This window comes from Robiginitalea marina, from assembly GCF_024006985.1.
GTDB classification, from domain to species: domain Bacteria; phylum Bacteroidota; class Bacteroidia; order Flavobacteriales; family Flavobacteriaceae; genus Robiginitalea; species Robiginitalea marina.
Map to the genome: position 1 here is coordinate 367133 of NZ_JAMXIB010000002.1, position 25993 is coordinate 393125.

Genomic DNA, 25993 nt, shown 5'->3' on the forward strand with positions numbered 1-25993 from the left:
TGCGTTTAATCGATTTGTATTAATCTCCTATACTAAAAGTTGCGTTTTCGTCTAGAGGGTAGATAGGATACTTGAGCTGGGTATGCTCAAAAAGCGTAATATCACGGCTAGTGGTTCCTGGAACATCTGCTAGCAGTAACTTGTCGGTGAAGTTTTCATAGAATGCTCTAAAGTGCATCCCGCTTTTGACACCTATAACGTCATATTCCTGAATGATGATGCCATGTGGCCGTCCCTGCGTATCATCATAGGTCTGGCATAGGCCGGAAATAACGATAACATCCACCGTATTCTCAGCTTCGATGACTAACCTGGCGGTAGGGCCAAGCTGGAACGGGCCGTTGAAAGCGGTGCCCCCGCGAACGGTCTCATTCCCATCCGAAAGAGACTTGACATAGGCTTTGGTCTTAATCGGTTCACCCGCCAATGTCTCATATTTGCCCCCGAGGCTCACATCGATTGTTGCTCCTACACCGGCAGCGACTGCTGCCTTTGCGGTTTCTGGATCGTGTATGGACATGAAAGCGACTTTCCCCAGGCCCTTTGTCTCCATCAGGGCCTTCAGCAGGTGGGTGCCGCCACCTCCGGCACCACCTCCAGGGTTGTCTGCCGCGTCCCCAATCACTATAGGGGTATGGTCTATGATATCGCCTTTTGTTGGCAATTTACGCACATAGTGGCCGTCCTTTTCGAGCATGGCCAGCACAGTGCTCATCGTTTTGTCCAAAGTTTCTAAAGGGATGATGGACTCTTTCCTATGGTCCCATATCCACTGCGCCAGTTCGTCCACCAGTTCTTCTGCCAGCTTGAGGTTATTTTCGGTAGTGACCATTGGGTACACGCCACAAAAATTGCTGTCCTGATATGGGAAACCATGCATCACAGAGCAGTTGAGAACACCGGGCCTTTTTTCTATTTCAATGCACTTTTCTTTAAGTCGATTGGCAAAGGTTCCCTCCTCTTCGGTATTACTCATCCCCATCATCAGGGGCACTTTGCGATAGGCGGGGGTAGGATGTGATTCTCCTGCAAGGATGGCAGCGCCACGATACATCGCATCACGTGCGCATGCATTCATATCCATATGAGGATATTCTTTGCAGGCACTGAAGAAATTCATATTATCCTTCATTTTATCGGTGATCTTGCCATGCAGGTCACCGCTCCAGACAATTATCGTGTCCTTTCCGACTAATTTTCTTACTGACTCCGCTAAGTCCCCTTCAAGATCGTTCGTGCTTTTTACCATGCCGGCACCGTGTACACCAAGGTAGACGATGTCCATCGGCATCTGTGATTTCAGCGTGTCCATGATATCCTTTTTCGCATCTTTCCAAGCCTGATCACTCACTGTGCTAAAGCACCAGTCTATGTAGTACATAACGCCTGGCAGCAGCTCCCATCCCTTCTCTTCACAAACATCTACCGCACCGCCAATAGCAGTCCCTTTCAACATATTCTTAATTTGATCACCCCGGAACGTGCGCATTCTGTCGAGCGTGGTTTCGCCCATACCTTCGGTGAGGTAGGTGTTGGTTTCATGGAAAAAACCAACATAGGATACTCTCAATTTTTTACTTTCTTTTAATGTGTTTTCATTGTTTAAAGAGAAGGAAAGTAGAGGTGCTGATGCTGCAGCAACACCTGCAGCACTGGATAGCGTAACAAACTTTCTTCTTTTCATTTGTTTAAATTGTTTTTATATAGAACACCGTCTTTCATGATCACCTTAAATTTATTTTCGGGATCGGCAACTAAATCGATGTTCTCTAAAGGATTGCCATCCACCAATATCAGATCCGCATAAGCACTCTCTTTGATAACTCCTATGGGGTGTGGATAGGGGTCCCGAGGGCCGCAGAGTTTCACCAATTCGGCATTGACAGAAGTGGCCATTTTCAGGATTTCGTAGGGGGTGTACCATCTTTTCAGTTTAGCAAGTAATTTCCCTTGCTTTTCGCCCAACCTGGCATCGAAGAGAATGTCAGTACCGAATGCGGTTTTCACTTTATATTTTTTGGCTAAAGCAATCGCATTGTCGAGACCATCCGTTACTTCAACAAATTTTGCTGTGCTTATCGGGTCTTCAAATCGAATGGCATCTTCATCATTTATGATGGGTTGCATGCTAAACCATGCACCTTTCTCGGCCATGAGTTTAGCGGTTTCTTCGGTGATGAGAAAAGCATGTTCGACGGATTTTGCCCCAGCCCTTACCCATATTTGAATTGCATCATCAGTATTGGCATGTATGGCGACATAGGTGTTCCAACTTGCGGCGACCTCAACCATAGCCTCGGCCTCAGCCTTGGTATATTGGGTAACATCGAGCGGGTCATACAAAGAAGATACTCCACCGCCAGCCATCACTTTGATTTGGGTAGCACCCATTCTCAATGCTTCACGGGTTCTTTTTGTTACTTCCGGCACTCCATCCGCAATGATTGTATGGCCTGTTCTCTGAATGTAATCTAATGCTTGATCCGGGTTAGAAGGAACTGCATTGGGCGCCAGAAAATCGCCATGCCCCGAAGTTTGGCTAATCGTGGGTCCTGAAGGGTATATCCTGGGGCCAATAATGGTGCCCTCATCTATCGCCCTTTTTACACCAAAAGAATTGCCGCCAACATCTCTCACCGTAGTAAACCCTCTTAACAGGGTTTTTCCTGAATGGTGGCCTGCATTGATTCCGAGGTGAGCTAAATCTGCATTCAAAAGTTTGCTTATCGACCAGAAATTAAATACAGTATGCCAATGGTTGTCGATGAGACCGGGCATGAGTGTCATGCCCTGCCCATCAATAATGCTGACATTATCGGTTTGCACAACCATCAATGGTTCTTTTGATATTTGCTTGATGAGGTTGCCCTCTACCAAAACATCTGCCTTGAACCGTTTATCGGATAGTCCATCAAAGACTTGGACATTGGTAAACAAGGTGATTTGCTTTGGTTGTTCCTGAGCAAACAGCCCTAAACTGAAGAAGCAAAGGATACATGCGAGTAGCGATTTTTTCATTTTCAAAGACTCTTCAGCTTATTGATTATTTAGCTTTTTGAGATACTATGGCGCTCTTAATTATTAAAGTTGTATTACTTTAAAGCAGCTCCACTGAAATCAGCAGGTGAGGCATAGAAAGCTTTTTCCCAATTTTCGACAGATAATGGTTCAAAACGTCCTTTTTCTTCAACCTCAAAACGAATAGGTTGACCCGCATCAAAGCGTTTTATAGGTTCTGAATCTCTCATTACAATGATGCCATTTACTATCACATGAGGGATCCCGGTTGATGGAAGGGTACCTTTGGCATAAGTAGAGTTATCAGTTACGGTTTTAGGATTGAAAATGGTAATATCAGCTACCATACCCTCTTGTAATCTTCCTCTCACTTGCATGGCTTTAAGACCCATTTTCCCTAAAGGATTTGCGTAGTTATAGCTGGTCATAGAAACAGCCTGCATCAATGGGATATTGTTTTCTCTTGCTAAACGTAAAACTTTGGCAAAAGAACCAGCTAAGCGCGGGTGGGTATTCGGAAAGTCTTCGTAGGGAGTTTCCCATGTAAGTCCATCATCGGGTATGAAAGGCATACCGTCGCTACCTATGGCCACTCCTTTCATTTTAATCCAATTCACTATCCATTCCTCTTTGCTTTTGTAAACAAGCACTAAACGGGTAGGCTCTTTCTTCAGCATTTCTTCTCGTGTTTCTTGGGTGTAAAATTCTCCAGTTTCCACGTCTTGAAGGGTTTCTTCATATTTATTGCCAAGTGCATTTACCCAAATCTCCGGCTCCAAGAATACTGCGTTTAGGGCTGTTGAGCCAGCAGCATACGGATATATTTCTCCCCATACATTGTTGCCCTTTCCTTGCATTCTAAGCAGTAGTTCATAGACCAAGTTATAACCAGGGTTATTGAAATGAAGTGCATTGGCCGGGGCACCTAATGCTGAAGCATTGGCGAGCATTTCCTGAATACCTAAGGTTTCTTCTACATCCGACCCGGGTGTCAATCTAAAATGCATACCTATTTGACGACCGTAGGCTCCGGCAAGTTTTTGAAGTTCAAAAATTTCTCTAGAGGAAACCCCTTCACGCATATAGCCAACAGTAGAACCGATACCTATGCCTCCTTTACGCAATCCTTCATCCATCATTTTGAGGATTTCATTGGCTTGTTCAAGACTTGGACGGGTCTTTGACCATCCTTCTTTTCCCGATCGTGTACCAACCGCATCCAAAGTGTAATATCGTTTCCAATCTTTGAATTCATCTAACACCGCGGCACGAACTAATTCATGGGCAACGGCTACTCCATAATTGACCGGAGCGTTGCCTTCTCTTTGTTTATAAAATTTGTCGATTTCCGGACCGAATCCTCCAACCTCTAAATCTAAAAGAGTTGTGCGACCATCACGCAACATGAGACGATAGACATACGGCTCAATAGTATGTTGATGGCCGTCGATAAACCCAGGTGCTACCACATGGTCTTTGGCATCAATGGTTTCTTTTCCAGAGATTTCAGCTTCTGTGATGATCGCAATTTTACCGTCTTTAACTCCGACGTTTCTGATGCCGTCAAAATTGGTTTCCGGATCCATGACACGACCATTTAAGATGACTATGTCAAATTCCTGATTGGGGTCAGCCCCTTTTTCTGTGGATTTCTGATTACAGCTGCTGAAAATAAGTGCAGATATCAAGAGGGTTAAAAGAGTTTTTTTCATTTTACAGAGGGTATATGGTGTTTTTTAATCTTTTTTATCCAAAACTTTTCCAGCACCAGAGTCATCCTCTAAATGTATCTCTGTTAGCTCAGGATTTAAACCAATAGTATGTTCACTTAACCATTTTTCTTGATTAATTGGTGTAAACCTTCCCCTGGCTTCGACCGGAAAACGAATTTCCTGTCCTGGTTTTACGGGCAGTATTTCATTGTTTTTTACCACGATTACGCCATTCACAATTACATAAGGGATGCCGCTGGTAGGGGTACCATGTTCGCCTACTTTGAAACTTGAGTTATCCGTAATGGATAGAGGATCAAAAATGGTGATGTCGGCAATTTTTCCAACCTGAATTCTGCCGCGTTCCTTCATGGCTTCAAGCCCGGTATCTCCCAGGTGTTTGGCTGGCCAGTAACTGGCTTGCGATATAGTAAACATCAATGGCACACCCTGTTCACGAGCCATTCGGAATGCAGCACCATGCGAACCAGAGGTACGAGGGTGGCCTCGGTATTCAGTCCAATCCGCATCCCATGGCAACAAATTACCATCCGCGCCAACGCCTGCCATCGCATCGCTCGCAATAGTCATGTGAGGAATTGCCAACCAGTGATTCATCCACGCTTTTCGATAAGGAAATTCAACCACAACCGATCTTCCCGGATCCTTTTTCATCAGTGCAGCGTACGTTTCGTTGGTAAGGTATTGATCATCAACAGGGTCGTAGATGGTTTCTTCGTATTTATAACCACGCTTTTCTATCCATTCCGAAGGGCTTAAGAAAGCAGCTGTAATCGCTGTTGATCCGGCAGCATAGGGATAATATTCAGACCACATGTTCAATCCTTTATCTCTTGCCAATTGCAATTTTTCTTCAATTTCCCACCAACCATAATCATTGTTATGCGCCATCAATAACGGAGCGTCTAACAACATTGCATTGGTAAACACCTCGTCGAAGGCTATTGGAGCTTCAGTGGGTGTCTCTGATAAAAGATGATACCTGGTATGAACAGAGGTAAGACGGCCATGGTTCGCTCCGGCCCGTTGTGCTGCAAAAAGTTCGTAGCTGGTCATTCCCTTGGCCATATATGCGCCGGGAACAGCAACACCAATGGCTCCTTGTCGCAGATCTTCATCCAGCAAAGCCATCACTTTATTCATTTCCTCGATAGTGGAATTGGTTTCTGCCCATCCTTGAACGCCATCTGTCAAAGCTTTGGCTGCGTAGGTTGGAACAGTAGAAAAATCAACTGGACCGCTAAGTTCCGCATCAGGATCATGCACAGCCATTCTATTAAATAACAAGCTGGCTGTTGTACCGTAGTTGACTTGCCACCCTGTCTTTGCTTTTTCGTCGTACCACGCTTTTACATTGAACGAACCGGCTTCAAGGTCCATACCTGTAGTGACACCGTCTCTTAATGCCATTTTGGTAGCGAAGACGTCGGTGGCATGGTAGTGGGTATCAATAAAACCGGGTGCAACCACATGCCCGCTGGCATCAATGGTTTCTTTACCATTAATCTCACTTTCGGTAATAATGGCAATTTTACCGCCTTTCACACCTACATTTCTGATACCGTCAAAATTGGTTTCCGGGTCCATGACGCGCCCGTTGAGGATGACCACGTCAAATTCCTGATTGGGATCAGCCCTTTTTTCAGTGGTTGTCTGATTACAGCTGCTGAAAATAAGGGTAGAAATAAAGAGGGTTAAAAGTGCTTTTTTCATTTTACAGGTGTTTTCAAATGCTAATAATCTCTTTCAAGTAAGTGGGGTTCCCGAATAAGGGAGATAAGTACCAGCCGATGGTCATAGAGTATATTGATGATGCCACATAATTGGGCCTGATCCAGGACATTCACGATTATTGAAGTGGAAACCCTTCCTTCACCTTTATCTTCAACGCGTTCCACCACCCCCTCAAAGCGCTCCAGTATATCCTCACCTATGTTCCCCAGGACCGTGATTCGATAGGTGCCAGGGCCTGAAAACTGAATATTATCGGTATATGGATAAGACAAGGTGCTGATGATCTGTATGCCCTAAAGGTATTGATCGAAATCCGTCAGCAATAGCCACTAAAGTGGACTTCTTTCCTGTGAAAAGCGGACATTCAATAAGGAGAAGAGATATGGAGGGAAATTTTTGTCAGGAGCTACTCCCCGGGCAATAAATCGAGTTCCTGAGCCCTGCGGACGGCTGCCATACGATTACTGACATAGAGCTTCTGGTAAGCCCTGTAGAGGTGTTTTTTAACGGTGTCCAGGGAAATGAATAATTCCTCTGCAATATCCCCATTATTGGCACCCCGGGACACAAGCGAAAGAATTTCCAATTCACGTTTTGACAAATCTGATATAGACTTTTTGGGCTTTATGATTTTATCAGACCCTTTTTTAAGGGAGTAACGCTTCTCTTCTTCAATGGCATGTAAAAGATCCAGGACCTGGCCGTTATCTGCCCGGGCTTCGCCAATTTCCTTCAATAAAGGAAGGATAGCGCTTCCCATATCCAGGAAGGTACGCTTATGATTTAAATCCTTTGACAGCGTCAGCGCTTCCTCCAGGGGGTTCTTAGCCTCCTCATACCGGGATTCCCCCGCATAAACTATCGCATGCAGTACGAGGCACTGAATAAGCAGATTATTATGGTGAAACTCCCTTGCCGAATGTATTAAATTTTGAAGGAGCTCCATCCCCTTTCCCTCCCTACGGGTTTGAATCAGGAGCTTTACCTGAGTTAATTCCGGTTTGTAATAGTGCCCCCAAAAAGAAGATCCAACGTTGAAGTTTGCGAAGGGTGAAACCGCAATTGCACTATCAATATCACCCTTTCTCAGAAACAATTCAACTTGAAATGCTTTTACCAATCCCTTAATCGATTCCTGGCCAAATTCATTTGCCAGTATTTCGCAGTGAACTATTTCCCGGTCTAATTCATCCCACCTGCCTGCGGCCATGTCCGAAAGACACTTTATAAAATAAAAGTGCATGATCCATAAGGGCCAACCTTTATAACGGTGTTTTTTTACCTCTTCGTGGAATGGCCCGATGTTATCGAGACGGTTCGTCATGTATAGAGAAGCGGCTAAACTATACGCACCCATCATCCAGGCAGCAGGGAATACCTCTGGGGCAGCGAACGTTTTCAGCGCTTCGCCATCAGTCGCCATCAGGTCCGTATTACCTTCCAGGAAATGAATTAGACATCTTCCCTGCAACAAGCGCATCTTATAAAATGGATCCGAAGACGCTAATTTCCCGAATTCGCTATCCAGTTTTTCCAATGCCCTGTCATTGAAACCTTTTACGTACAGGGCCATGGAATAATAGGCCACAGAGGATTCCCGTTGAAAATAGTGTTCATCCCCGGGGATGAGCTCCATGGCTTTCTCAGCATGAAAGAGCGTTCGCTCCATGTCCCCTGATTTGAAGGACAAAATATCTTTTAAAGAGTGCAACTCTCCAAACAACTTCCTGTCATAGGGTTTGTTGAGATCCAGCACTTTGGATAGCTCTTCGGCACGATGGATGTGTTTTGCCATATCCGAAAAATTGGCATTGTAATTCTGCAACATTGCCGAACTAAGTACTATTTCCAGGCAATTACTCCTGGCCTGAGGGGGAAAAAGTGCAATAAACCGATTCAACCTTTGTATCCGGTCGTGATTAAACAATTCAATTCGATGCCTGTTAAAAACTGCCACAGCAAATTGAAGATCCTCAGAGCGAATTGCATTTATCAGTGCTTCTTCCAACATTTGGTTTTCCTCAAACCAACCACTTGCTGTTTTATAAAGACGCTCAACAACTTCCTTGCTAAAATAACGCCCGGTTCGATTATTCAGCTGACTCTTGAATAAGTGGTGATATCTGTACCACTCCCCCGTGGAATCAAGTGGAATGAGAAAGAAATTTCGCTCCCTTGATACTCTTATAAATTCCCTGCACCCGGATTGTGACAGGTCACTGTCATCAATGGCAGCTACCATAGCTCTGATCAATTCCAATGAGAATCGATCCAACAGGGAAGTCAAAATCAGGTATTTTTGGGTATTAATTGCCAGGCCCTTGTAGACAACTTCATCAAACAGATCTGAGATTATGGAACTGCTGTTTGTCAGAGATGCGAGAATTTTTTCAAATTCAATCCCCTCATTTAATCCCATAAGTCCCACAGTGATACCGGTAATCCAGCCTTCCGTATTCTGGAGTAAGGCCTTTATTTGTTCATCCGTAGTTTGGGAAGCAATTTTAGATCGAAGTTTTTTTGCCTCATCCGCCGTAAATGCGAGATCCGCCATTCTGATTTCCAACAGCTTATGCTGTGCCCGCAGCCTGGCCATTTTAAATGGGGGGTCCCGTCGGGTCAGAATCACCAGGTGGAATTTCTCTGGGGGAAATTCTATAATTCCCTGGATGATTTCATGAATTTTCTCTTCCCTAATGACATGATAGTCATCCAGGACCAGTACATATGGCTCGTGGGATTCATCTAAATCATTGATCAGAAGGGCAGAAATTAAATGTGATGGCAGATCACTTCCGCCCAGCAAAGATTCCAAATGGAAAGTTCTCTGCGGCCATTGTTCTTTGAATAAGGCAACTATGTACGTTAGGAAAACCTGGACGTCATTGTGTTCCTCATCCAGGGAGAGCCATCCGTAATTATGGCCCTTAGCTTCAATCCATTGGCTTACCGTTATGCTTTTGCCGCAACCCGTTGAAGCAGAGACCAGGGTAAATGGTGCAGAAATATTGGCCTCCAACCGTTCGATAAGAGCATTACGCCTTACAAACTCCTTCCTTAAAGCAGGTTTGTAAAGTTTGGACTTCGCAACGAATTGAATTTTGGTTCGATGTTCAGATGAACCATTCATCGAGTGGTACTCTTATTATTCCTATGGGGCAATTATGCATTGCTTTTCTTTGGTTAAAAGATATTAAATAATAATCTAAAGGTGAAGATCCCCAGAAATCCAGGACATACCTTCTTCAATTGTAGTTGTCAGCAGAATTGATAAATACCTGGTATTATTTGCTAAATTTTAAGCGATTAGTCAAATCAAAACACACTAAATTTTAGGTTCGCAGATCGTCAACATTTGTCATAGGATGTACAACGAAACCCAATAAAATCAAGGGTCTTAGACAAGGATCACCGGGCGCAGCGAGGTACTCCTGGCGTGGTCACTAAAATTTGATGCGATTTGATATCAAAACCCTGCAAATCATTTGACTTGCAGGGTTTTTTGTTTTGAATTGATATTATTTGAATTGAAATAATGCGTCTTTTAAGAGGCCAAAATTGCCCAAAAAGCTCACAATTCAGTCACACCTGGATTAAAATCGGTAACGGTGTGACCTTTCCAGCTTCTGACTAAGGAAAGTTAATCTATCCCATATCAAACCTATGGTCTAGAATTTAGGGAGTATTACATACAACCGCGAACAAGGCCTGAAAACCTCCCTGCGCCGTTCGTTAAACCAACCGTGGCATTATTTGGTTGGCATGTACTGAATGACCCCTTTCCCGTAGGTGTTGATGCACTTTGTAAACTTGTTATTCGGCATGTCCAATTTGCGAATGAGCCCGGAAGGCACAATTTTCACTTCCCCGGCATCGTGCTTCGGGGCGTCGGGCAGGAATACCGTGCTTACCTCCATGCCCTCTTCCACCAAAAACCCAAGGTTCCAGGAATCCCCGTCCTGCACCAAAACCGGGACAAGTTTTTCATCCAGTTGTTCGCCAATAGCATCGGCTGTGATCGACTTGATCAGGATATATCCCGGTATATAGATCAAAACGTTTTCTTCCAGTTTGGCAATCCATTTTTGGACCTTCCTGGACCGGAATAGCAACCCAGCAAAAAAACAGAGCAACAACAGAATAAAAAGGGTATAAAGATTGCTGCCATCCAGCCCGAAAATAACCTCGGGCAAACGCTTCGAAATGGGTTCGGATAGTTTCGATAGCACCGAAAATCCCTTTTCGACCAGGATAAAAAGTAATACCGCCGGTAGTAAAAAAAGGATTCCTCCGGTGAGTGTCGAACGGACGAAAAAAAGTATGGACTTCATTTTCCAAGGATTTTTTGGTGGGCGTTGATACAATAAATCCAATCCAAAATAGGCAAAAGGACGTTATGATGCCTATGCGCCGAAAGGGGGGGGACTATGCTGAGGCCTTCCCGTTAAAAAGTGAACCCAAGCCTGATTTCCGGGCCAAAGGTATTTACGTCGTACAGGAACCTGTTGTTGTTGAGTACCCCTTGCGCCGAGTTGTTTTTCTCATAATTTATCCCAATGAGGCGATATCCTCCGGTAAGTTGGAAGAGTTTTGAAAACCTGTAGCCGGCATTGGCCTGAAATTGCCAGGCAAATTTGGAACCTACCCCAAACCCTCCGATTTCTCCCCGCACCCTGTAAATGAACTTCGAGCCCGGCTTGCTTCCGGTCCTGGCGATTAACATAGGGTCAAACCAGGTTTGGGATAGGTTCCTGGAGCGATTGCTGGTACCCCCGCCAATTTCATTGACATTCATGTCGGTTTCCAGTTTTAAAGAATTTATGGTACCCCCGAGGCCCACATCGAGCCAGGAGGTAATACTGTAGAGCACTGCCCCTTCCCACGCAAATTGTTTTGCGGTCACCCTGCCATTGGCTATGACAACACCAGGATCCAAATCCTGTTTTAACTTCATATAGATCAGATCGCTTCCGAAATGCCAATTCCCGGTCGAGGCTTCCGCATAGAGCATGGTGCCTATTTGCAATTTCTCAAAGACATCTCCCGGGTTTGCGCTTACGGGAGCATCAGGGAGCGCCCCCAATCCTGTGGTGCCATCCATGTTGGGAAACATCAGATAAGGTTCCAGGAAAAATGTCCAGGTATTGGTTTGCCCGGCAGGCTCTTCCTGGGAGGCAACAGGCTGCGCGAGCAGCACCATTATAAACACCGATAAAACCGATAATTTTTTCATAATATGTCAAATTTAGGATTAGACAAAATGCCCGTTAGCTCCGAATCTCTTCAGAAGGCTTCCATAACACCAAAATAGAGCCCCTGATTTCCGTCGACACCCAGGGCGTAATCGAGGCGTACATTTATCTTTTTCACCTTTGAGACCATGTAGCGCAACCCCAATCCGGCACCCGGGAGCCATTGCCAGCTACCCATACAGGTTATCGCGCTTAAACTGGCCTGGCCGCAGGGAAACTTACCCTATCCCGGAAATGAACCCTAATCACCTGAATGTAAACCAAATCACGCGTTTACTTTCTGGAAATTCAGTTACACGGAGAGTTTCGATAAACGCATAAGACTCACTCGAAATTCTACATAAATTTACTCATAAAATACCACTATCGCGCACTGAAAATCAGAAAGATGTGATCTTTCAGATACCCTCTCCCCCTCAATCGAATGCAGGGGCTTTCCCTGGCGGCCCTTCGCCATTATCTTTCCTTTGTGGAGGGCTGTAAACCCGCACCCGCATGATAAAATCGCTGGATTTGTCATTGGTTTCCGTGATGTTCTTGGTGCGGTTAAAGATGAGGTAGGTTTCAATCCTCCATCCGGTTTTAAAACGATAGCCCAGCCCGGGTGACAAACGTATCAGGTCATTAAAGCGTTCCGTTTTTTTCAGGTTGATGAAGACCTCAGCCTCCAAAGGAATGTAGAATCCCTCCGTGAATTCGAGGTGGAGCCCGTTCAGTGCGATTTGGGTGGCTATTCTGTATCGAAACCGAAAACCAGCCTCCCAACCCGAGTCGTCAAAAGTCTTTTGCAACCGTTCCTCAATACGGGCGTAGTTATTCAAGGTCATCTGTTGTATAGTCGGTATGTCGAAGGTCAGGCCTTGCGATAACCTGAATTCCAAATTGTCCCTTGCACCCGTATTCTGGGTATAAATAACGCCTCCTCCCAGGCGGAAGGATTTGATAAGGGCCTTTCCCGAAATCAACCCCCGTTCCCTTTTGTTTCGAAAATCCAGGGTGGAAATCACCTGGAAGCGGTTGTACACTTGCGGGATGATCGTTCGGTAGCTAATCTGGGTGCTCAGACTCCGATATTCCGAAAGGATACTGGTGGGGTTGTAATCAAGCCAGAGTTGCTGGTTCACCTTTACAGCCTCGTCCACGATGCTGTCCTGGCTAATCCCGGGAGCCGTCCCGCTTAAGGTGATGACTACCGTTGCCAGCAACCTGAAAAATGCGCTTATGTGCTTGCCGTTAATCTGAATGCATGCAAACAAAAAGCTTGCCTGACAAGGTTGGTCCATAGATGATTATGCCCAATAGGCCTTAACGAAGTTAGCAAAACAATCTTAACCATCGTATCCGATACCAAACAGCTTTGGAGCAGGTACATGGACCGCATCATCCAAACTTATGGGTATCCTTCTTAAGCCCATGCGCAAGGACTTATCGACGGGCAGGACCTGGCTTCGTTCACCGATCGCCTTTTAATGTATCAGGATCTTCCCCAGGCGTATGGTACGCAACAGATTTATAATGAAGAAAAGAACGCATGGGAATTATACCGGGTCAGGGAACCCGAAATACTGAATGCAAGAAGGAAACCGCTCGGGCTGGCCCCTTTGGAGGGTTTTCCGTTCCAATGTTCCGGGGAGGTTCCATGGGAAAAGGCCGCTGGCGTGCCCGGCACCTCATTCGAAATCCTGATGATTTTTCCGTATTGCTGCGTTCTATCAGGGCGATCAAATCCCCTCCGGGGAGTTGCTTTATGGGCCTTACCCGTCCTTCAAGGTTCAGGCCATAGGTCTGCCGGGGGGCACAGTCGTATTACATCGGGACCCCTCCCAAAATTCATGGGGTGCAAATCGGACAAAAACACTAGCTTTAAGCTGGGTCAATTCACTTAAAAGCCATAAAAACAGGCTCCCGGTTCGGCAGTATTCCGGAAAAGTGTCAGGATCCCGACAACCCTGTGGTATTGACCCGTGATCCTTGCCGTTACGGTGGGGATCTCAGCCTGATCAGGTCTCGGTTTTTTTTGGATAACGCTTCATAAAGACCCGTACCGTTTCATGCTGGCGCTATCCTTATAACCCCATCAGAATTGAACATGAACAAACACGTGAACATTATAATAGCCGGAGCCGGCGGCATCGCAGAAGCCGTCGGCCTCATCCTTGCCGAGCAAAGCAAGGTACCCCCTACCCTGTTTATTGGCAACAGGACCTTATCCAAAGCTCAGGAAGTGGTACAATGGATTGAAAGGGGGACTTCAAAACCGACGACGGTAAAGGCATTTGAATTGCATCCTAATGCGCTAAGCGAGGAAGCCAATGCCATCTTCCGGCAAGGCGACATCCTGTTGGACTGCCTGCCCGGGGGTTTGGCGCCCCAAATGGCCCGCTATGCAAAAATACATCACCTGCATTATGCCAACCTCACTGAATATGTTGATGAGACCAACCAAATCCGGGCTTTGGCCAAAGATGCCAGGACGGGTTTCATTTTGCAAACCGGGTTGGCCCCCGGATATATCAATGTACTGGCGCATAAAATGTTCCGGGATTTTTGCGACGATTTTAACGTGGATATAGCGGACTATTTGGGTTTCAAGGTTGGGGCATTGACCCTTCACGCAGTTTCACCCCATTTCTATGGATTTACCTGGAGTCCCATCGGGGTGGCTACGGAATATGTAAAGGATGCCATCGCCATCCGCGCGTTCCAAAAAACGGCGTTGCCCTCCCTGTCCCAACGGACGCAACTCCTTATAAACGGGGTTCTGTATGAGGACGATTTAACCTCAGGGGGGGCCGCCGACCTGCCCGACGCCCTGGCCGGCAGGGTACGCACGCTTGATTACAAAACCTTGCGCCATCCCGGGCATTACGGGTGGGTGTCAGACCAACTGAAGAGCATCCCCGGGGAAGAAGACCCCATCCCGGCCCTGCAGCGCGCCATGGAGGAAGCCATACCCCACGTGGAAGACGACCAGGTCGTTTTGTATGCCGCTGTGGAAGGAAAGGACGCCTCCGGGGTACTGAGAAGGCGGGAGGTTGCAAAACAAATCCTCCCCCTGCTGGTCGGAAAGCACAAATTGCGTGCTATCCAGGCAACCACAGCCGCGCCCTTGATACAGGCTGCCCAGCTCTTATGGGAGTCGGACCTCAAAGGGGTCGTCCTGCAAAGTCAAATAAACCCGGATACGTTCCTGAATGGAGATTTTGTGAAATCTGTGTATGGGGGAGTCTGACCGTGCGATATGCCCTGGTCCTGCCGGGCAACCAAAAAACCAGGCCTTATACCCAAAGCATCCCATAACGGGGGTCCGTCCATTCGGCCCTGAAAGGGAAGCCCGCCTTTGTGGGGCCGGAATAGCCGGCTAGGGGCCTTGCAGGATCACCCCGGTGTTCGGGGGGAGTTCCAGGGTACCCCCCTGCAGGCTGGCTGCACCAGAAGCAAACAGTACCGACCTATTCCCGGGAACCTCCAGGAGTTCCGTTTGTTCAGAAAGGTTTATCAGGATCCTCAATGACTCGTCGCGATGGATGCGTTCATACCCCAGTATGTGCCCCCGGTCGTATTCGGGAAGCCACCTGAGGCTTCCCCATTTCAGGACGGGGTATTCCTCCCGGATCCGCAGCAGGGACTGGTTGGTGTGCCACAGGGAATTCGCGTCCCTTTGCTGGGAGGCTACATTTCGGCCCCCGGGGTCTTCCAGCACGGGAAGCCACGTGGTTGCCCCTGCCCGGGTAAATCCGGCATTCGGGCCTGTTTCCCACTGCATCGGGGTCCGGCAATTGTCCCGGTTGAAAACCTGGCCTTTGGCAAAATCGGGAAGCCAGTCAAATGCCGCCGGCAGGGGATCGAGCGCCTCCTCCCCCGGAATGGTGCCGGTAGGCATCCCGATTTCCTCCCCCTGGTAATAAAAGGGGACGCCCCTCACCGTAAGCTGCAACAGCGCCAGGGCCTTTGCCTTCTGCAGGTCATCCGCCAACAGGGTAATGCTCCGCACCCGGTCGTGGTTGCTAAAGACATAGGTAGGGGTATACGGATAGGGGTAAAAGGCCTCAATCCTCTTTATTTTTTCCCTGAAAAAGCCGGCATCCCACTCCAGGTCCGAGATATCGAACAGGAATACCAGGTTCAGGCCATCCTGGTTTTCACCCAGGAAGTTTTTCAGGGTTTTGTGATCCCCGAACACCTCCCCCACCATAAACCTGGGCGGGTCATAGGTGTCCAGGATTTCCCTCAGTTCTTTGGCCAGGGTAAAATCGTCCGGGTGGTTCATGGTGTATTCCTTTTCCTGCCAGAACATTTTGGTGTAATCCCGGGTAGGGATTACGCGAAGGCTGAACGGGTTGTCCCTGAAGCCAGGGTCCTCATAGATATAATTGAAAATATCCAGCCGGAAGCCATCCACGCCTTTATCAAGCCAGTGCCGCACCACTTCGAACATCGCGGCCTTGACCTCCGGATTCCGCCAGTTCAGGTCGGGCTGGAACGATAAAAAAGAAGAAAAGTACCACTGCTGGCGGGTTTGGTCATAGTGCCAGCCGTTCATGCCCAGGGCACTGTGCCAGTTGGTCGGGGGGTCGCCGCCTTTGCCGTCCCTCCAAAGGTACCAGTCGCTCTTCGCGTTGTCCTTGCCGGAGCGCGACTCCACAAACCAGGGATGCGACTCAGAGGTGTGGTTCAACACCAGGTCAAAGACCACCTTCATGTCCCTTTTGTGGATCTCCCGGATCAGGCTGTCCACCAAAAGGCTATCCCCGTACTGGGGGTCGGGCAGGTAATAGTCGCTGACGTCGTACCCAAAATCCTTCTGGGGGCTCCTGAAAAAAGGCGAAAACCAGATCGTCTCAAAACCCAGGTCCCGGATGTAGTCGAGGCGGGAGATAATCCCGGCAAGGTCCCCCACCCCATCCCCATCGGTATCCTGGAAGGACCTGGGGTACACCTGGTACACCGTGGTGGCTTCCCACCAGGGCCGGTCGCTGTAGTCGGCCTCCTCCCCATGGGCCACCACCAGTTCCGGGATGGGTTCAGCTGCATTGGTCAGATTTACCACGGCCAGCACGGCGATGGCCGTGACCAGTACAAGAACGAATCCCAGCAGTATCTTTCTCAGCATTGCCTCCCCTTTTGGTGCGCTTTTGTAAAGCTATCAAATTTTGAGCGAGCCTGTGCAGGGCAATTATCCATAGAATTTCGGAAGATTTGGAGGCGTTATCCTAAATGTTGGCCCTGGCTTTGGTGCAAATACCGCCAGGGGAAAGGGCCCAGGGCCGGTTAAGCCGTATTCAACCCGTCTGCCTGCGGCCCTCTTCCAAAAGGCCTGCGGCATCTCACGGGCTCACCCAACGCAAACTCAACTGGGCAAACAGCGGATTGCCCTGTTCATTTTCAAACAAGTAGGGGTCGTCGCTGAAAAAGCTCCTGAAGAAATCCCCATCATCTGCGTTAAAATCCCAACTATAGCGAAGCCCACCCTGAAGGGAAAACCAAAGGGTGTTGGTGATGGCCCTGTCGTATATGGCCCTGATCCTCAGTTCTGACCTGCGCAGTTCAGGCTCCAGATTGGCCTCTTCATCCTGCAAGGCATTCAGCCTGTAACTGTTCCCCTGCACATTCCAACCCAGCGAAAGGATATTCTTCCGGCCAAAATTGCGTTTCAGGTCTGCCCTGGAGGGCAGCAACACGTCCACTCCCCACTGACCATCCACAGAAGAGTATTGGTAGTAGAACACAGGAAGGTAATTCAGGGAACCCCCGATATAGGTCCTGGAAAGGCCAAGCCCCCACATTTTGCGATCGTTTGGCTTCCAGCCATAGATAACGGCTGCAAAGAACCGGGTATGCGACAGGCTTTGCATCTCGCCCAGGGTGTAGTCACCGTTCAGGGAAGCCCCGGCCTGGACCAGCAGGAAATTGTCGAGGTCCAGGGGTTTGAAAACCACAGTGGAAAAGGACATACTGGTAAGGCCGTTTTCATCAAGGGTTTGGAGAAACGGATGTACCAGCAATTCGTCTTCGCCGTATGCAAACCAGGTACGCAGGTAGTTGAACTGCAGATTGACGGTAATGTTGTTTTTGGAAATGACCGGGTACTGCGCATCGATGCGAAATTCCCTGATCCTGTTCACCTCTATATCCTGGTCCGGAAAGCCCTGATAACCCCCAGCTGCAAGGTCGTGGGTCCCCTGAACATCGTAGCCTATGGAAAACAGGTTCTGGGGCCCTCCGTTCAGGATCCGGGGGGAACAGAAGGCCTTGATGTCCTCTGCAGGCACCAGGTTGCTGAAGTCAAATTCCTCTTCCGGGCCCTCTTCCTGGGCCGGCGCGGCAGCGGTTATAAAAAGCAGGATTGCCAGCGCTAGATGTTTCCCCGGCACCATATTACTTCGCTTTCATTCTGACCCACACATCGGTACGCCCCACGATCCCGAAAGGGTCCAGGGAGCCGCGCACTTCAAGCTTGTCTTTTGAGGGCATTTCTATGGTACAGTAATAGAGGTTCCCCGATTTCGGATCATAAATGGTGCCGTCCGTCCATTCCTCCCCTTCAAAAACAAACTCCTTGAGGTTTATCATCTTCAGCACCAATTCCCCTTCGGGATCCCTTTTGGGTTGGCCCTTCTCATCGTTGGGTTCCTTCAGCCAAACAATCCGCCCATAGTATTTCTCGTTCTCCTTGCTCTTGTAAATCTGTATATAAGAAGTGCCTTCACTGGGCATCCAGATGCCAATGATATCATCTGCCTTCTGGGCATGAGCCTGCTGGCAGAACAACGAAAAGAAAAGCACTACAGGAAATGTCAAAAGATACTTCATATCAGCTTCCTTAGGATTCGAAAACATGTTCCATGTCCTGCGGCGGGTCAAAAAATGTACCACAGTCATAAAGACATGAATCCAAATATAAATGACGGGGAGGTTTTTTCCTTAACCCGAAGCGCTAAATTCAGCAAATTGCAGTTTTTTGCATGGTTGAACGTCCATTCGGATCATTCCCGAAGCATTCCTGCCTTCGGGCATATTTCCGAGGGCCCGGTAAAAGGCTGCAAAGACTTACAAGCCGGAGCCCATCGAAAGGGCCCATACCGTATAGAACCAGCCCAAACCGGCCCAGCTAATGGGATGAATTCGTTTCAGTGTTTGCCAGTCGTATATCAGGAAAGACACAAATAACACGTGCCATACCAGGGCATAAAAGAGTCCCCACTGTTCGATGTGGAAGAAATCAGATACCCTTCCCATTATTGGTTCTATGGGCAGTACAATGGCCCAAAAGATAAACCGCTTATGTCGAACCCCATTACTACGGTCCCTGTAGGCCAGTACCAGGAAGAGTGCAAAACTCAGCATGAACAGGCGGTTGGCCTTCACAAAGGGCTCCATGTTATCCCAACCTTCGTAAACGGCAATGAAGACATAAACCGTACTGAGAAAAACGGCAATCGCCAGGCCAAATCCTAATTTACCCAGCCTGACATGTGCATCAAACTTTCTCTTAAGGATGCAATAGGTCTGGGCGACGAAGGTCCCAAACCAGGCGAACATCAGCAGTCCGTGAATAATGAACTTTGGGTCCTTATTGCTCGGTTGGCCGACATCGGTAATCAAATTGTCCGAGAAGGCGATGAGCGAAAGGATCAGCAGTAGCCAGCTTACACCCTGGAAATAATACTTTTTAAACATCATACCAGCACCCTAACTGAAACCGTAACTTGCTCGCATGGGTCAGAATACCCTATTGGCCTTCTACCCTTTGAACGCCCTCGTAAGGTAAGCCATTTAGTCCAGTCCATCCTTTTCCGGCCCGGTAAACCATATAAAGACTTTTAAAAAAGGGTATCTGCCATGGCGGCTGCTTCCGGTGAACATCCTAAACAGGGTTGGAAGGAAATCCAAAGGGTTCATAAGTACTGGCCAATCCCGAATACCAGACCGCTGTTCACTTTATCGGTAAGGCTAAATCCATAGTCTATTCGAAATACGGCATTAAAGATCCGCCTGTGTATGAACCGAACGCCCAAACCGGTAAACAGGGCGGAATTTTCAAAGGCGATGAGATCACCAAGTTGGCCGCCAGGGTCCTGCCAGGTACCTGCATCGACAAAGACATTGCCCTGCATGGCAAACCATCCTTTTTCAATAAAGGTATACCGGTATTCGGTATTGATTACAGCAGAAGCCGTTCCCCGGTCCACAACATTGCCAACACCCCTGATGTTGAGCTGGTTGTCCAGAGCAAAGGGGGCAAAAGGAGAGGTGTCATTGGTTGCAAAGCCAAGGCGCAGTCGGTTGGCCCAATTTCCTTTCTGCCCAAACCTTTTGAAATATTCGAAGTCATTGCGACCGATGAAAAAACTCCGCAGCAGGTGGGTATCGCCCTGGGCACCCACGGTAAAGCTGTAGGTGAAGATACTTCGGAACCCCCCCACATACTGATATTCGTTGGTAATGTTGTTATACTCGTAAGAACCAATTACGGCAAGGCGATCAAGACCCAATTCCAGAGGCAGGTCCTGCGTTAAATCACCATTCAAAAAGTCATAGGTTTCCCTGGAATAATTCAGCCCCAGCATAAACCGGTTGTGGAAATTATGCTCGTAAAAGGTGCGGAATTCAAACGCCCGGCTATCAAACTTGTAGTTGACATCCCGGTTGTCCTGAAAAAAAACAGGCTCCTGGAGTACATTGTTCTGGTAATTGACCCCTATGCCCCATTTCCGGGATATCAGGTTAGGAGCTTCCCAAAAAAAGCCGTAGGAGTCAAAGACATTTCTGCGGTAAAATCCCCCAACGATTTGATTCTGGCCCAAAAAATTGAAATCGAACACAGAGGTACGGTAGGCAAGGTCTCCGTTGACGTCCTGGGAAACGTTCAACCCGGGGATGATGGCAAAATTTTCGACGACCCGGTACTCCACGCGGTACTTTCCCGGGCCCAGCGGGACGACTTCGTAGGAGGCGCTGGCAACGGAAGGGAGGAGTTTAAACCTCCTTACGTCCGAGGCCAATCGCATCGAATCGAGCTGGCTGTTGACTTTGACGAATGCGAGTCGCTCCAAAAATGAAGTTTTGGTCCTTTTATTCCCGCTGATCTTAATTTCAGAGACCAGGGGATTCTGCGACAGGACAACAAATTGGCTGCATTGTAAAAACAGCAACAGGAATACTTTGAATTTCATGGCATTTCACATTTTAATCTAAATGCCCCCAGGGCATTGGCTGTTCAACAAAGGCTAAAAAAACGGTTCAGACGACGTCCTGATGACCTTCGTTCGATTGCCTGCCTCTGATTTCGGCTGATAAAACCCAGGGTATTTGCGAATCCTAAGGGCTAAAACTGTAGGCGACGCCTTTACTCGCCTGGCTGAACCCCTTAGCACTGTTAAGGTGAAGCTCCGGTGTTCTCCCTGCCATAGCCAGCCCAGGGCCGGAGCCTTCTTTTTTTGCCCGGCTTCAGGCTGACGGAACCGATCGAAAATCAATGGCCGGTTTTGGTGTTTTTAGCCCCTTTGCCGCCATCACCTTTGACGCAAAACCCGCAAGAATCTTTCAGGTAATCCCGTAAAAAATTTTATATTATTGATTTAGTGTGTGTTACATTTTATTTCGTTTGTATGATCCCGCTAAAGCAACTCACCTGTTTTTCGTGGGTAACATTCATTTGCCATAGGGGGTACTTTAATAACACCTGAACGGGCAATCCCAATGGGAAGCCTGCTCCTGAACCGTGAAGATGATGTTGCCAATAGCACGATAAGTTCCCTTGATACCGGCCCACGATCGGGGAGGCCCTTCGAATTCACCGTCGACAGCTCCCCGGGCTTTGTCCCTGGTAATGCCCTGATGGATGTTGATGGGGCTGCGGTGAACAGAACGATGTCAATACCGATCGTTCCCGGCGGGCATTGCATTGCCAGGCGACCAGTGAGCTTTGCAATAAATAAATGTGTCAGCAAACACTGTCACCGTGAATCGCCCCGGGGATTTGATGGCAAACACGTCCTCAACGACCCCGGAAACAAGCCTTCCGACCAAACCTTTTGAGGGCGTAAGACAGAGAACTTCGCCACCTGCATCTTACGGTAAACTACTTTTTCGTACTTTGAGTTGGTAACCAAACGTGTCCAATGCTACGCTTCTTCCGCCAAATACGCCATGGACTCCTTTCCGACAACCGATTCGGCAAATACGCGCTGTATGCCGTTGGGGAAATTACCCTGGTGGTTGCCGGGATATTAATTGCCCTCCAGGTCAATAACTGGAATGAAGAAAGGAAACTTAAGGCGGAAGAACTTGCCATTCTTGCAGAGCTGAAAGCAGACCTTGAATATTCAAAACAGGAGTTGGGGTACGCCATAGAAAGCAACGCCGGTTATCTGGAGAGCTATAAGCGGATATTTTCCTACATCGAAAAAGACAGCGCCTATAGCGTTGTTTTGGACACTGCTTTTGCCGCCCTCGACATCTGGGCAGTCCCTTACATCTCAACAACCACCTACGAAACGATCAAATCCAGGGGAATGAACCTTATCTCGAACGACAGCCTCAAGAAGCATATCAACCAGGTCTATAACTTAAACATACAATCCCTTTTGGAAGATATGGGGCGATGGGAGTGGTCTTTCAGCCAAAATACCACCCAACGGATGATGGTGCGCAACATAAGGCGGAGCATTGACCAGCACAAGGCCTTTCCCAATGATTTTGAACGCCTTAAACGGGATGACGAGTTCGGGAATTTCTTAAGCATCCTCATCAACATAAGGGCAGACAACATACGTTATTCACGGAATACCCAAATGGCCATTGAAAGACTTATTGCATCTATTGCACAAGAACTTGAACGCAGGAAATACCCCTAGGGCCCCCGGATCTTCAGGGATTTATGACCATTTATGAAATCGGACCCCTGAAAGCGTTTTCGAGGTCCTTTTCGGGAATATTTCCGGTGGCAGGGTGGTTGTTTAGTATAGATACTTCCTTGCAACAGCACCAACCAAAGGTGATGATTCGCAACATAACGAATTGATTCCATGAAGCGCCTGTTCTTTATATGCTCCTTTGTCGCTCCCTTATGGGGCCACAGCCAGCCCATGGTTTCGGAAGAAAAATCGCGGGAGATCGATGTGTATCTCCGGTCCGTTATGAGGGAACAGGAAATACCGGGTATTGCCCTGGCCATACTTAAAGATGGACAGGTGCTGAAAGAAGCGTACTACGGTTTGGCCAGCCTGGAATTCCAGGTTCCGGTAACGGAGGCGTCAGCGTTCTGGATGGCTTCGGTCTCGAAACACATGACCTGTACCGCAATCATGCAGCTGCATGAGCAGGGGATCCTTGAAATTGACCGGGAAATTCACACCTATTTGGCTGACGCCCCTGCTTCCTGGAAAGGAATAACCCTCCGGCACCTGATGACCCATACTTCGGGACTTCCCGAAAGCGGGAAGGGTTCAGAAAGGGGGGCGCGGTCTGCAAGGGGCACCTACAGCGCGGCACAGATGTACGGGAACGCCGGGAAAGACACGTTGGCCTTTCCCCCCGGTGAAGGATTTCTCTATAGTGACGAAGGCATCTTTTTGCTCGGGTACCTAATCCATAAGGTAAGTGGGTTGTCCTTCAGGGAATATATGCAGAAAAAGATATTTGACCCCGCGGGGATGCATTCCGCCTACCTGATGGACCAGTTTAAAATACATCCCAACCAGGTATCCGGATATGCCAAAAGGAACGGGGAGGTTATCCCCGACCGAAACTCCTGGCGACTCATAGACACGGAAATAAATGCAGCGGGGGGTGTATATGCCACCCTCCGGGACATGGTACATTGGGAACGTTCCATGACGGAACAGACCTTGTTGTCAGAGAATAGCAAAAACTTAATGTGGGAGTCTTATACCCTTAAGGACGGGCGCAGGACGCATTACGGGTTTGGCTGGAATACCCAACGGGTAAACGGAAAGCGGATCCTCTATCATCCCGGGGTATCCGGAACCGAGTACCTGCGCTTTCCGGATGATGGATTAAGTATTATTGTCCTTACAAATCAGGCCGATTATGTTCGATCCATCGCTCAGAACATCTCAGGAATCCTGGGGATTTCGCCGGGGATTTCAGAAAAGGACATCAAAACCGGCACCCCGGTAACCTACGAGCCAGACCTTTCTGAAGTAAAGAGCCTGGTTGGACAGTATGAGTTCCAGCCCAATCAGCACTTTTACCTTGACGAAAAATTTCTGGTAGAAATCATACTCAAGCAAAACGAGCCCTGGATTGAATTCCCTGCCAACAAGGAAATTCGGAACCGGTTCAGGCTGGCAAAACTGGAAAACGGCCGTTGGATGCAATTGTCGTGGGACCCCGCGTTTTTGGAGGTAAGCCTGGAAACCACAACAGGAAAAGATGCTAACCGGTCCCTGAAGGTTTATGAACATGATGGGCTTGAAGAGTACTGTGTCGGGGAACTGGTAAAAGTGGCCCCACGCGATTGAGGGTAAATTTGCTATTGGATAACTCTTTCAAACCGGTAACGGTCGTTCAGCACCAGTACTGGCTTGTCACCTTCCATTTTCAGTACCGCCTCATCGCCGCTTTCCAAATCAAGGTATCCGGAAGGTTCCACGGCAGCGAAGAAGTTAATTTCCCCATTATTCGGGTCATTTACCCGTAACTGAGCGTCATGAATATCCAATTCGATATAGTAATCGCCTACGCCTGGCACCTGGAAATCGAGTTTATACCGGCCCAAAAAGCCCTGGAGGAATTCCACGGGCAGGGGTACCGTTTCCACTACCCTTTGCGGGCTAATCCCCCAGTTGTAGTGATGCGATATGGCGCGCAACACCTCCCCAATGAGCTTGCCGCCGTTATCGGCATTGGTCATTACCACTACCGCTTTTCCCTTATGGGCAAAGGCGACCATTTCATTGGTAAACCCGGCATTCTTCCCTCCGTGCCTGAAGATCAGGGAATCCCTTTCCCCCTGTAAGGCGGGCCCCAGCCCCCAATCGTTTTTATGTTTGGTGAGCATCATTTCAATGGTTTCCTTCTTGAGGACCCCATGGGTTTTACCTGCCAGGATCCGCTGCATTTCAAGGCAATATCTGGCCAGGTCAGCCGGGGTGGTCCACAAACCGGCAGCGGCCTTTTCCGGGTAATTATGCCAAAGGCCTTCAATGGCCTTCCCCTCTGCATCATAAGCCGGGCTGATATTGGTATACTTTTCAGGGTCAAGGGGTTGCGCATACGTGCTGTTGGCCATTCCCAAAGGCTGTAAAATGGTTTCAAGCAGGTACGTCTCAAAAGGCTGCCCGGTGATGTCTTCCACTACCTTTTGCATGACCGTATACCCGCCCCCCGAATACCGCCAGAAACTCCCCGGAAGGGTATCCACCGCGATTGCGGGGGTCTTCCCCTTCCCTTCCAAGACCTCCTGAGTCGTCGGGAGGGTATCGGTTTGCCGATATCCCGGGAACCCGTGAACGTTCATCCCGGCTGTATGCGTCAACAGCCCCCTTAAGGTTACCTTTTGACCTGAGGTGAAGGGGTTTTCCGGGACCTTCCAGTCCTGTAAATATTCATTCACATCCTCATCCAGGCCAATTTTACCTTCTTCAACCAGCTTCAGGGCAGCGAGTGCCGCCACAGGTTTGCTGATTGACCCCGCCTGAAAAAGCGTGGCAGTGTCTATGTTTTTGCCATCCCGGCCAGGGTCAGTGCCATAGGCCCTGGCCCATTGTATCTCGCCATTTTCCACTACCGCAATACTGACCCCGGGAACACGGTAATGTTCCATTCGTTCCATAAGGGTATACCTGACCAGGGAGTCCCCGGCAACCCGGATGGCCGGCAGCAAGCTGCTCTCAATGGCATGGATGTCTGAATGGACCCCATTCAGCTTCTCTTCCTTGCAGGAAATACCCGCCAGAAGTAACAACAGGACAAAAAAAGGCAGTCTCTTCATAGCCGCGCTTACCGGTTTTCAGCATTCTCGTATAAGGCTCCCTGAGGTTTCCTCAAGTATTTCCTTCCCATTCTACAGGCGGGGCTCGCATGATTCCGCAAAGCGTTTTTCGGTCTGTAAACCAGGGTATAGCCAGACGGACCGGCTTTCGGCCCTTAAGGCGAAGCTACACATCTCTCCCTCAAATTCCTAATGGGCGGTTATCCGGTATTTCCGTTTAAGCCGGGCAAAAACAGCTCGCGGAGGCCCAACCCACCCCGAAAGGCAAAAACGAAATACAGGAAAACGAACAGGCT

General features: G+C 48.3%; 20 protein-coding genes. 4 read left to right on the forward strand and 16 right to left on the reverse strand.

Annotated elements, in window-relative coordinates:
• Positions 1–19: 19 nt before the first annotated feature.
• From NG653_RS04545 to NG653_RS04595, 10 genes are all read right to left on the reverse strand, one after another.
• Entirely contained in the window at positions 20–1684 is a 1665-nt protein-coding gene (locus tag NG653_RS04545; protein ID WP_252740482.1) for a M81 family metallopeptidase, read from the reverse strand.
• A complete protein-coding gene (locus NG653_RS04550; protein ID WP_252740483.1) occupies positions 1681–3018 on the reverse strand; it encodes a metal-dependent hydrolase family protein in 1338 nt (445 codons plus the stop codon). Before NG653_RS04550 ends, NG653_RS04545 begins: the two co-directional genes overlap by 4 nt.
• Positions 3019–3092: 74 nt before the next feature.
• Entirely contained in the window at positions 3093–4730 is a 1638-nt protein-coding gene (locus NG653_RS04555; RefSeq protein ID WP_252740484.1) for an amidohydrolase family protein, read from the reverse strand.
• Positions 4731–4754: 24 nt separating this feature from the next.
• Positions 4755–6464 (reverse strand): amidohydrolase family protein, encoded by a 1710-nt coding sequence (locus tag NG653_RS04560; protein WP_252740485.1) that lies wholly within the window; start codon positions 6462–6464, stop codon positions 4755–4757.
• Between the two features lie 20 nt (positions 6465–6484).
• Positions 6485–6757 carry a DUF8691 family protein gene (locus NG653_RS04565; protein WP_252740486.1) on the reverse strand — a complete coding sequence of 91 codons (273 nt, stop codon included), beginning with the start codon at positions 6755–6757 and terminating at the stop codon, positions 6485–6487.
• Positions 6758–6891: 134 nt separating this feature from the next.
• A complete protein-coding gene (locus NG653_RS14775; RefSeq protein ID WP_305882146.1) occupies positions 6892–9615 on the reverse strand; it encodes a LuxR C-terminal-related transcriptional regulator in 2724 nt (907 codons plus the stop codon).
• Between the two features lie 619 nt (positions 9616–10234).
• A complete protein-coding gene (locus NG653_RS04580; protein ID WP_252740487.1) occupies positions 10235–10816 on the reverse strand; it encodes a hypothetical protein in 582 nt (193 codons plus the stop codon).
• A 113-nt stretch (positions 10817–10929) separates the two neighbouring features.
• Positions 10930–11718 carry a hypothetical protein gene (locus tag NG653_RS04585; protein ID WP_252740488.1) on the reverse strand — a complete coding sequence of 263 codons (789 nt, stop codon included), beginning with the start codon at positions 11716–11718 and terminating at the stop codon, positions 10930–10932.
• Between the two features lie 50 nt (positions 11719–11768).
• Complete coding sequence (locus NG653_RS04590) at positions 11769–11915, reverse strand: hypothetical protein (protein ID WP_252740489.1); 147 nt, start codon at positions 11913–11915, stop codon at positions 11769–11771.
• A 238-nt stretch (positions 11916–12153) separates the two neighbouring features.
• Complete coding sequence (locus NG653_RS04595; RefSeq protein ID WP_252740490.1) at positions 12154–12942, reverse strand: DUF2490 domain-containing protein; 789 nt, start codon at positions 12940–12942, stop codon at positions 12154–12156.
• Between the two features lie 222 nt (positions 12943–13164).
• Between NG653_RS04595 and NG653_RS14810 the strand changes: the two genes are divergently transcribed.
• Entirely contained in the window at positions 13165–13623 is a 459-nt protein-coding gene (locus tag NG653_RS14810) for a DUF6624 domain-containing protein (RefSeq protein ID WP_370281067.1), read from the forward strand.
• Between the two features lie 203 nt (positions 13624–13826).
• Positions 13827–14969: a saccharopine dehydrogenase family protein gene (locus NG653_RS04600; protein WP_252740491.1), complete on the forward strand. Its 1143-nt coding sequence runs from the start codon at positions 13827–13829 to the stop codon at positions 14967–14969.
• A gap of 129 nt (positions 14970–15098) precedes the next feature.
• Here NG653_RS04600 and NG653_RS04605 read toward each other — a convergent pair whose 3' ends face one another.
• From NG653_RS04605 to NG653_RS04625, 5 genes are all read right to left on the reverse strand, one after another.
• Positions 15099–16850, reverse strand: a complete 1752-nt coding sequence (locus NG653_RS04605) for an alpha-glucosidase (RefSeq protein ID WP_252740492.1) — start codon at positions 16848–16850, stop codon at positions 15099–15101.
• A gap of 214 nt (positions 16851–17064) precedes the next feature.
• Positions 17065–18114 (reverse strand): DUF6268 family outer membrane beta-barrel protein, encoded by a 1050-nt coding sequence (locus NG653_RS04610; protein WP_252740493.1) that lies wholly within the window; start codon positions 18112–18114, stop codon positions 17065–17067.
• Position 18115: 1 nt separating this feature from the next.
• Positions 18116–18550: a DUF2147 domain-containing protein gene (locus NG653_RS04615; protein WP_252740494.1), complete on the reverse strand. Its 435-nt coding sequence runs from the start codon at positions 18548–18550 to the stop codon at positions 18116–18118.
• A 237-nt stretch (positions 18551–18787) separates the two neighbouring features.
• A complete protein-coding gene (locus NG653_RS04620) occupies positions 18788–19420 on the reverse strand; it encodes a hypothetical protein (RefSeq protein WP_252740495.1) in 633 nt (210 codons plus the stop codon).
• Positions 19421–19635: 215 nt separating this feature from the next.
• Entirely contained in the window at positions 19636–20913 is a 1278-nt protein-coding gene (locus tag NG653_RS04625; protein ID WP_252740496.1) for a BamA/TamA family outer membrane protein, read from the reverse strand.
• 948 nt (positions 20914–21861) lie between these two features.
• Here NG653_RS04625 and NG653_RS04630 point away from each other — a divergent pair.
• Entirely contained in the window at positions 21862–22596 is a 735-nt protein-coding gene (locus tag NG653_RS04630) for a DUF6090 family protein (RefSeq protein ID WP_252740497.1), read from the forward strand.
• Between the two features lie 171 nt (positions 22597–22767).
• The gene (locus NG653_RS04635) at positions 22768–24225 is read left to right on the forward strand and encodes a serine hydrolase domain-containing protein (RefSeq protein WP_252740498.1); all 1458 of its coding nucleotides are present in this window, start codon (positions 22768–22770) and stop codon (positions 24223–24225) included.
• An 11-nt stretch (positions 24226–24236) separates the two neighbouring features.
• Here NG653_RS04635 and NG653_RS04640 read toward each other — a convergent pair whose 3' ends face one another.
• Complete coding sequence (locus NG653_RS04640; protein ID WP_252740499.1) at positions 24237–25697, reverse strand: serine hydrolase domain-containing protein; 1461 nt, start codon at positions 25695–25697, stop codon at positions 24237–24239.
• Positions 25698–25993: the final 296 nt, after the last annotated feature.

Bases quoted from the DNA above. Each gene is read 5' to 3' on its own strand.
- NG653_RS04545 (WP_252740482.1), bottom strand. From the start codon at position 1,684: ATGAAAAGAAGAAAGTTTGTTACGCTATCCAGTGCTGCAGGTGTTGCT.
- NG653_RS04550 (WP_252740483.1), bottom strand. From the start codon at position 3,018: ATGAAAAAATCGCTACTCGCATGTATCCTTTGCTTCTTCAGTTTAGGG.
- NG653_RS04555 (WP_252740484.1), bottom strand. From the start codon at position 4,730: ATGAAAAAAACTCTTTTAACCCTCTTGATATCTGCACTTATTTTCAGC.
- NG653_RS04560 (WP_252740485.1), bottom strand. From the start codon at position 6,464: ATGAAAAAAGCACTTTTAACCCTCTTTATTTCTACCCTTATTTTCAGC.
- NG653_RS14775 (WP_305882146.1), bottom strand. From the start codon at position 9,615: ATGAATGGTTCATCTGAACATCGAACCAAAATTCAATTCGTTGCGAAG.
- NG653_RS04580 (WP_252740487.1), bottom strand. From the start codon at position 10,816: ATGAAGTCCATACTTTTTTTCGTCCGTTCGACACTCACCGGAGGAATC.
- NG653_RS04585 (WP_252740488.1), bottom strand. From the start codon at position 11,718: ATGAAAAAATTATCGGTTTTATCGGTGTTTATAATGGTGCTGCTCGCG.
- NG653_RS04590 (WP_252740489.1), bottom strand. From the start codon at position 11,915: ATGGGTAGCTGGCAATGGCTCCCGGGTGCCGGATTGGGGTTGCGCTAC.
- NG653_RS04600 (WP_252740491.1), top strand. From the start codon at position 13,827: ATGAACAAACACGTGAACATTATAATAGCCGGAGCCGGCGGCATCGCA.
- NG653_RS04605 (WP_252740492.1), bottom strand. From the start codon at position 16,850: ATGCTGAGAAAGATACTGCTGGGATTCGTTCTTGTACTGGTCACGGCC.
- NG653_RS04610 (WP_252740493.1), bottom strand. From the start codon at position 18,114: ATGGTGCCGGGGAAACATCTAGCGCTGGCAATCCTGCTTTTTATAACC.
- NG653_RS04615 (WP_252740494.1), bottom strand. From the start codon at position 18,550: ATGAAGTATCTTTTGACATTTCCTGTAGTGCTTTTCTTTTCGTTGTTC.
- NG653_RS04620 (WP_252740495.1), bottom strand. From the start codon at position 19,420: ATGATGTTTAAAAAGTATTATTTCCAGGGTGTAAGCTGGCTACTGCTG.
- NG653_RS04625 (WP_252740496.1), bottom strand. From the start codon at position 20,913: ATGAAATTCAAAGTATTCCTGTTGCTGTTTTTACAATGCAGCCAATTT.
- NG653_RS04630 (WP_252740497.1), top strand. From the start codon at position 21,862: ATGCTACGCTTCTTCCGCCAAATACGCCATGGACTCCTTTCCGACAAC.
- NG653_RS04635 (WP_252740498.1), top strand. From the start codon at position 22,768: ATGAAGCGCCTGTTCTTTATATGCTCCTTTGTCGCTCCCTTATGGGGC.
- NG653_RS04640 (WP_252740499.1), bottom strand. From the start codon at position 25,697: ATGAAGAGACTGCCTTTTTTTGTCCTGTTGTTACTTCTGGCGGGTATT.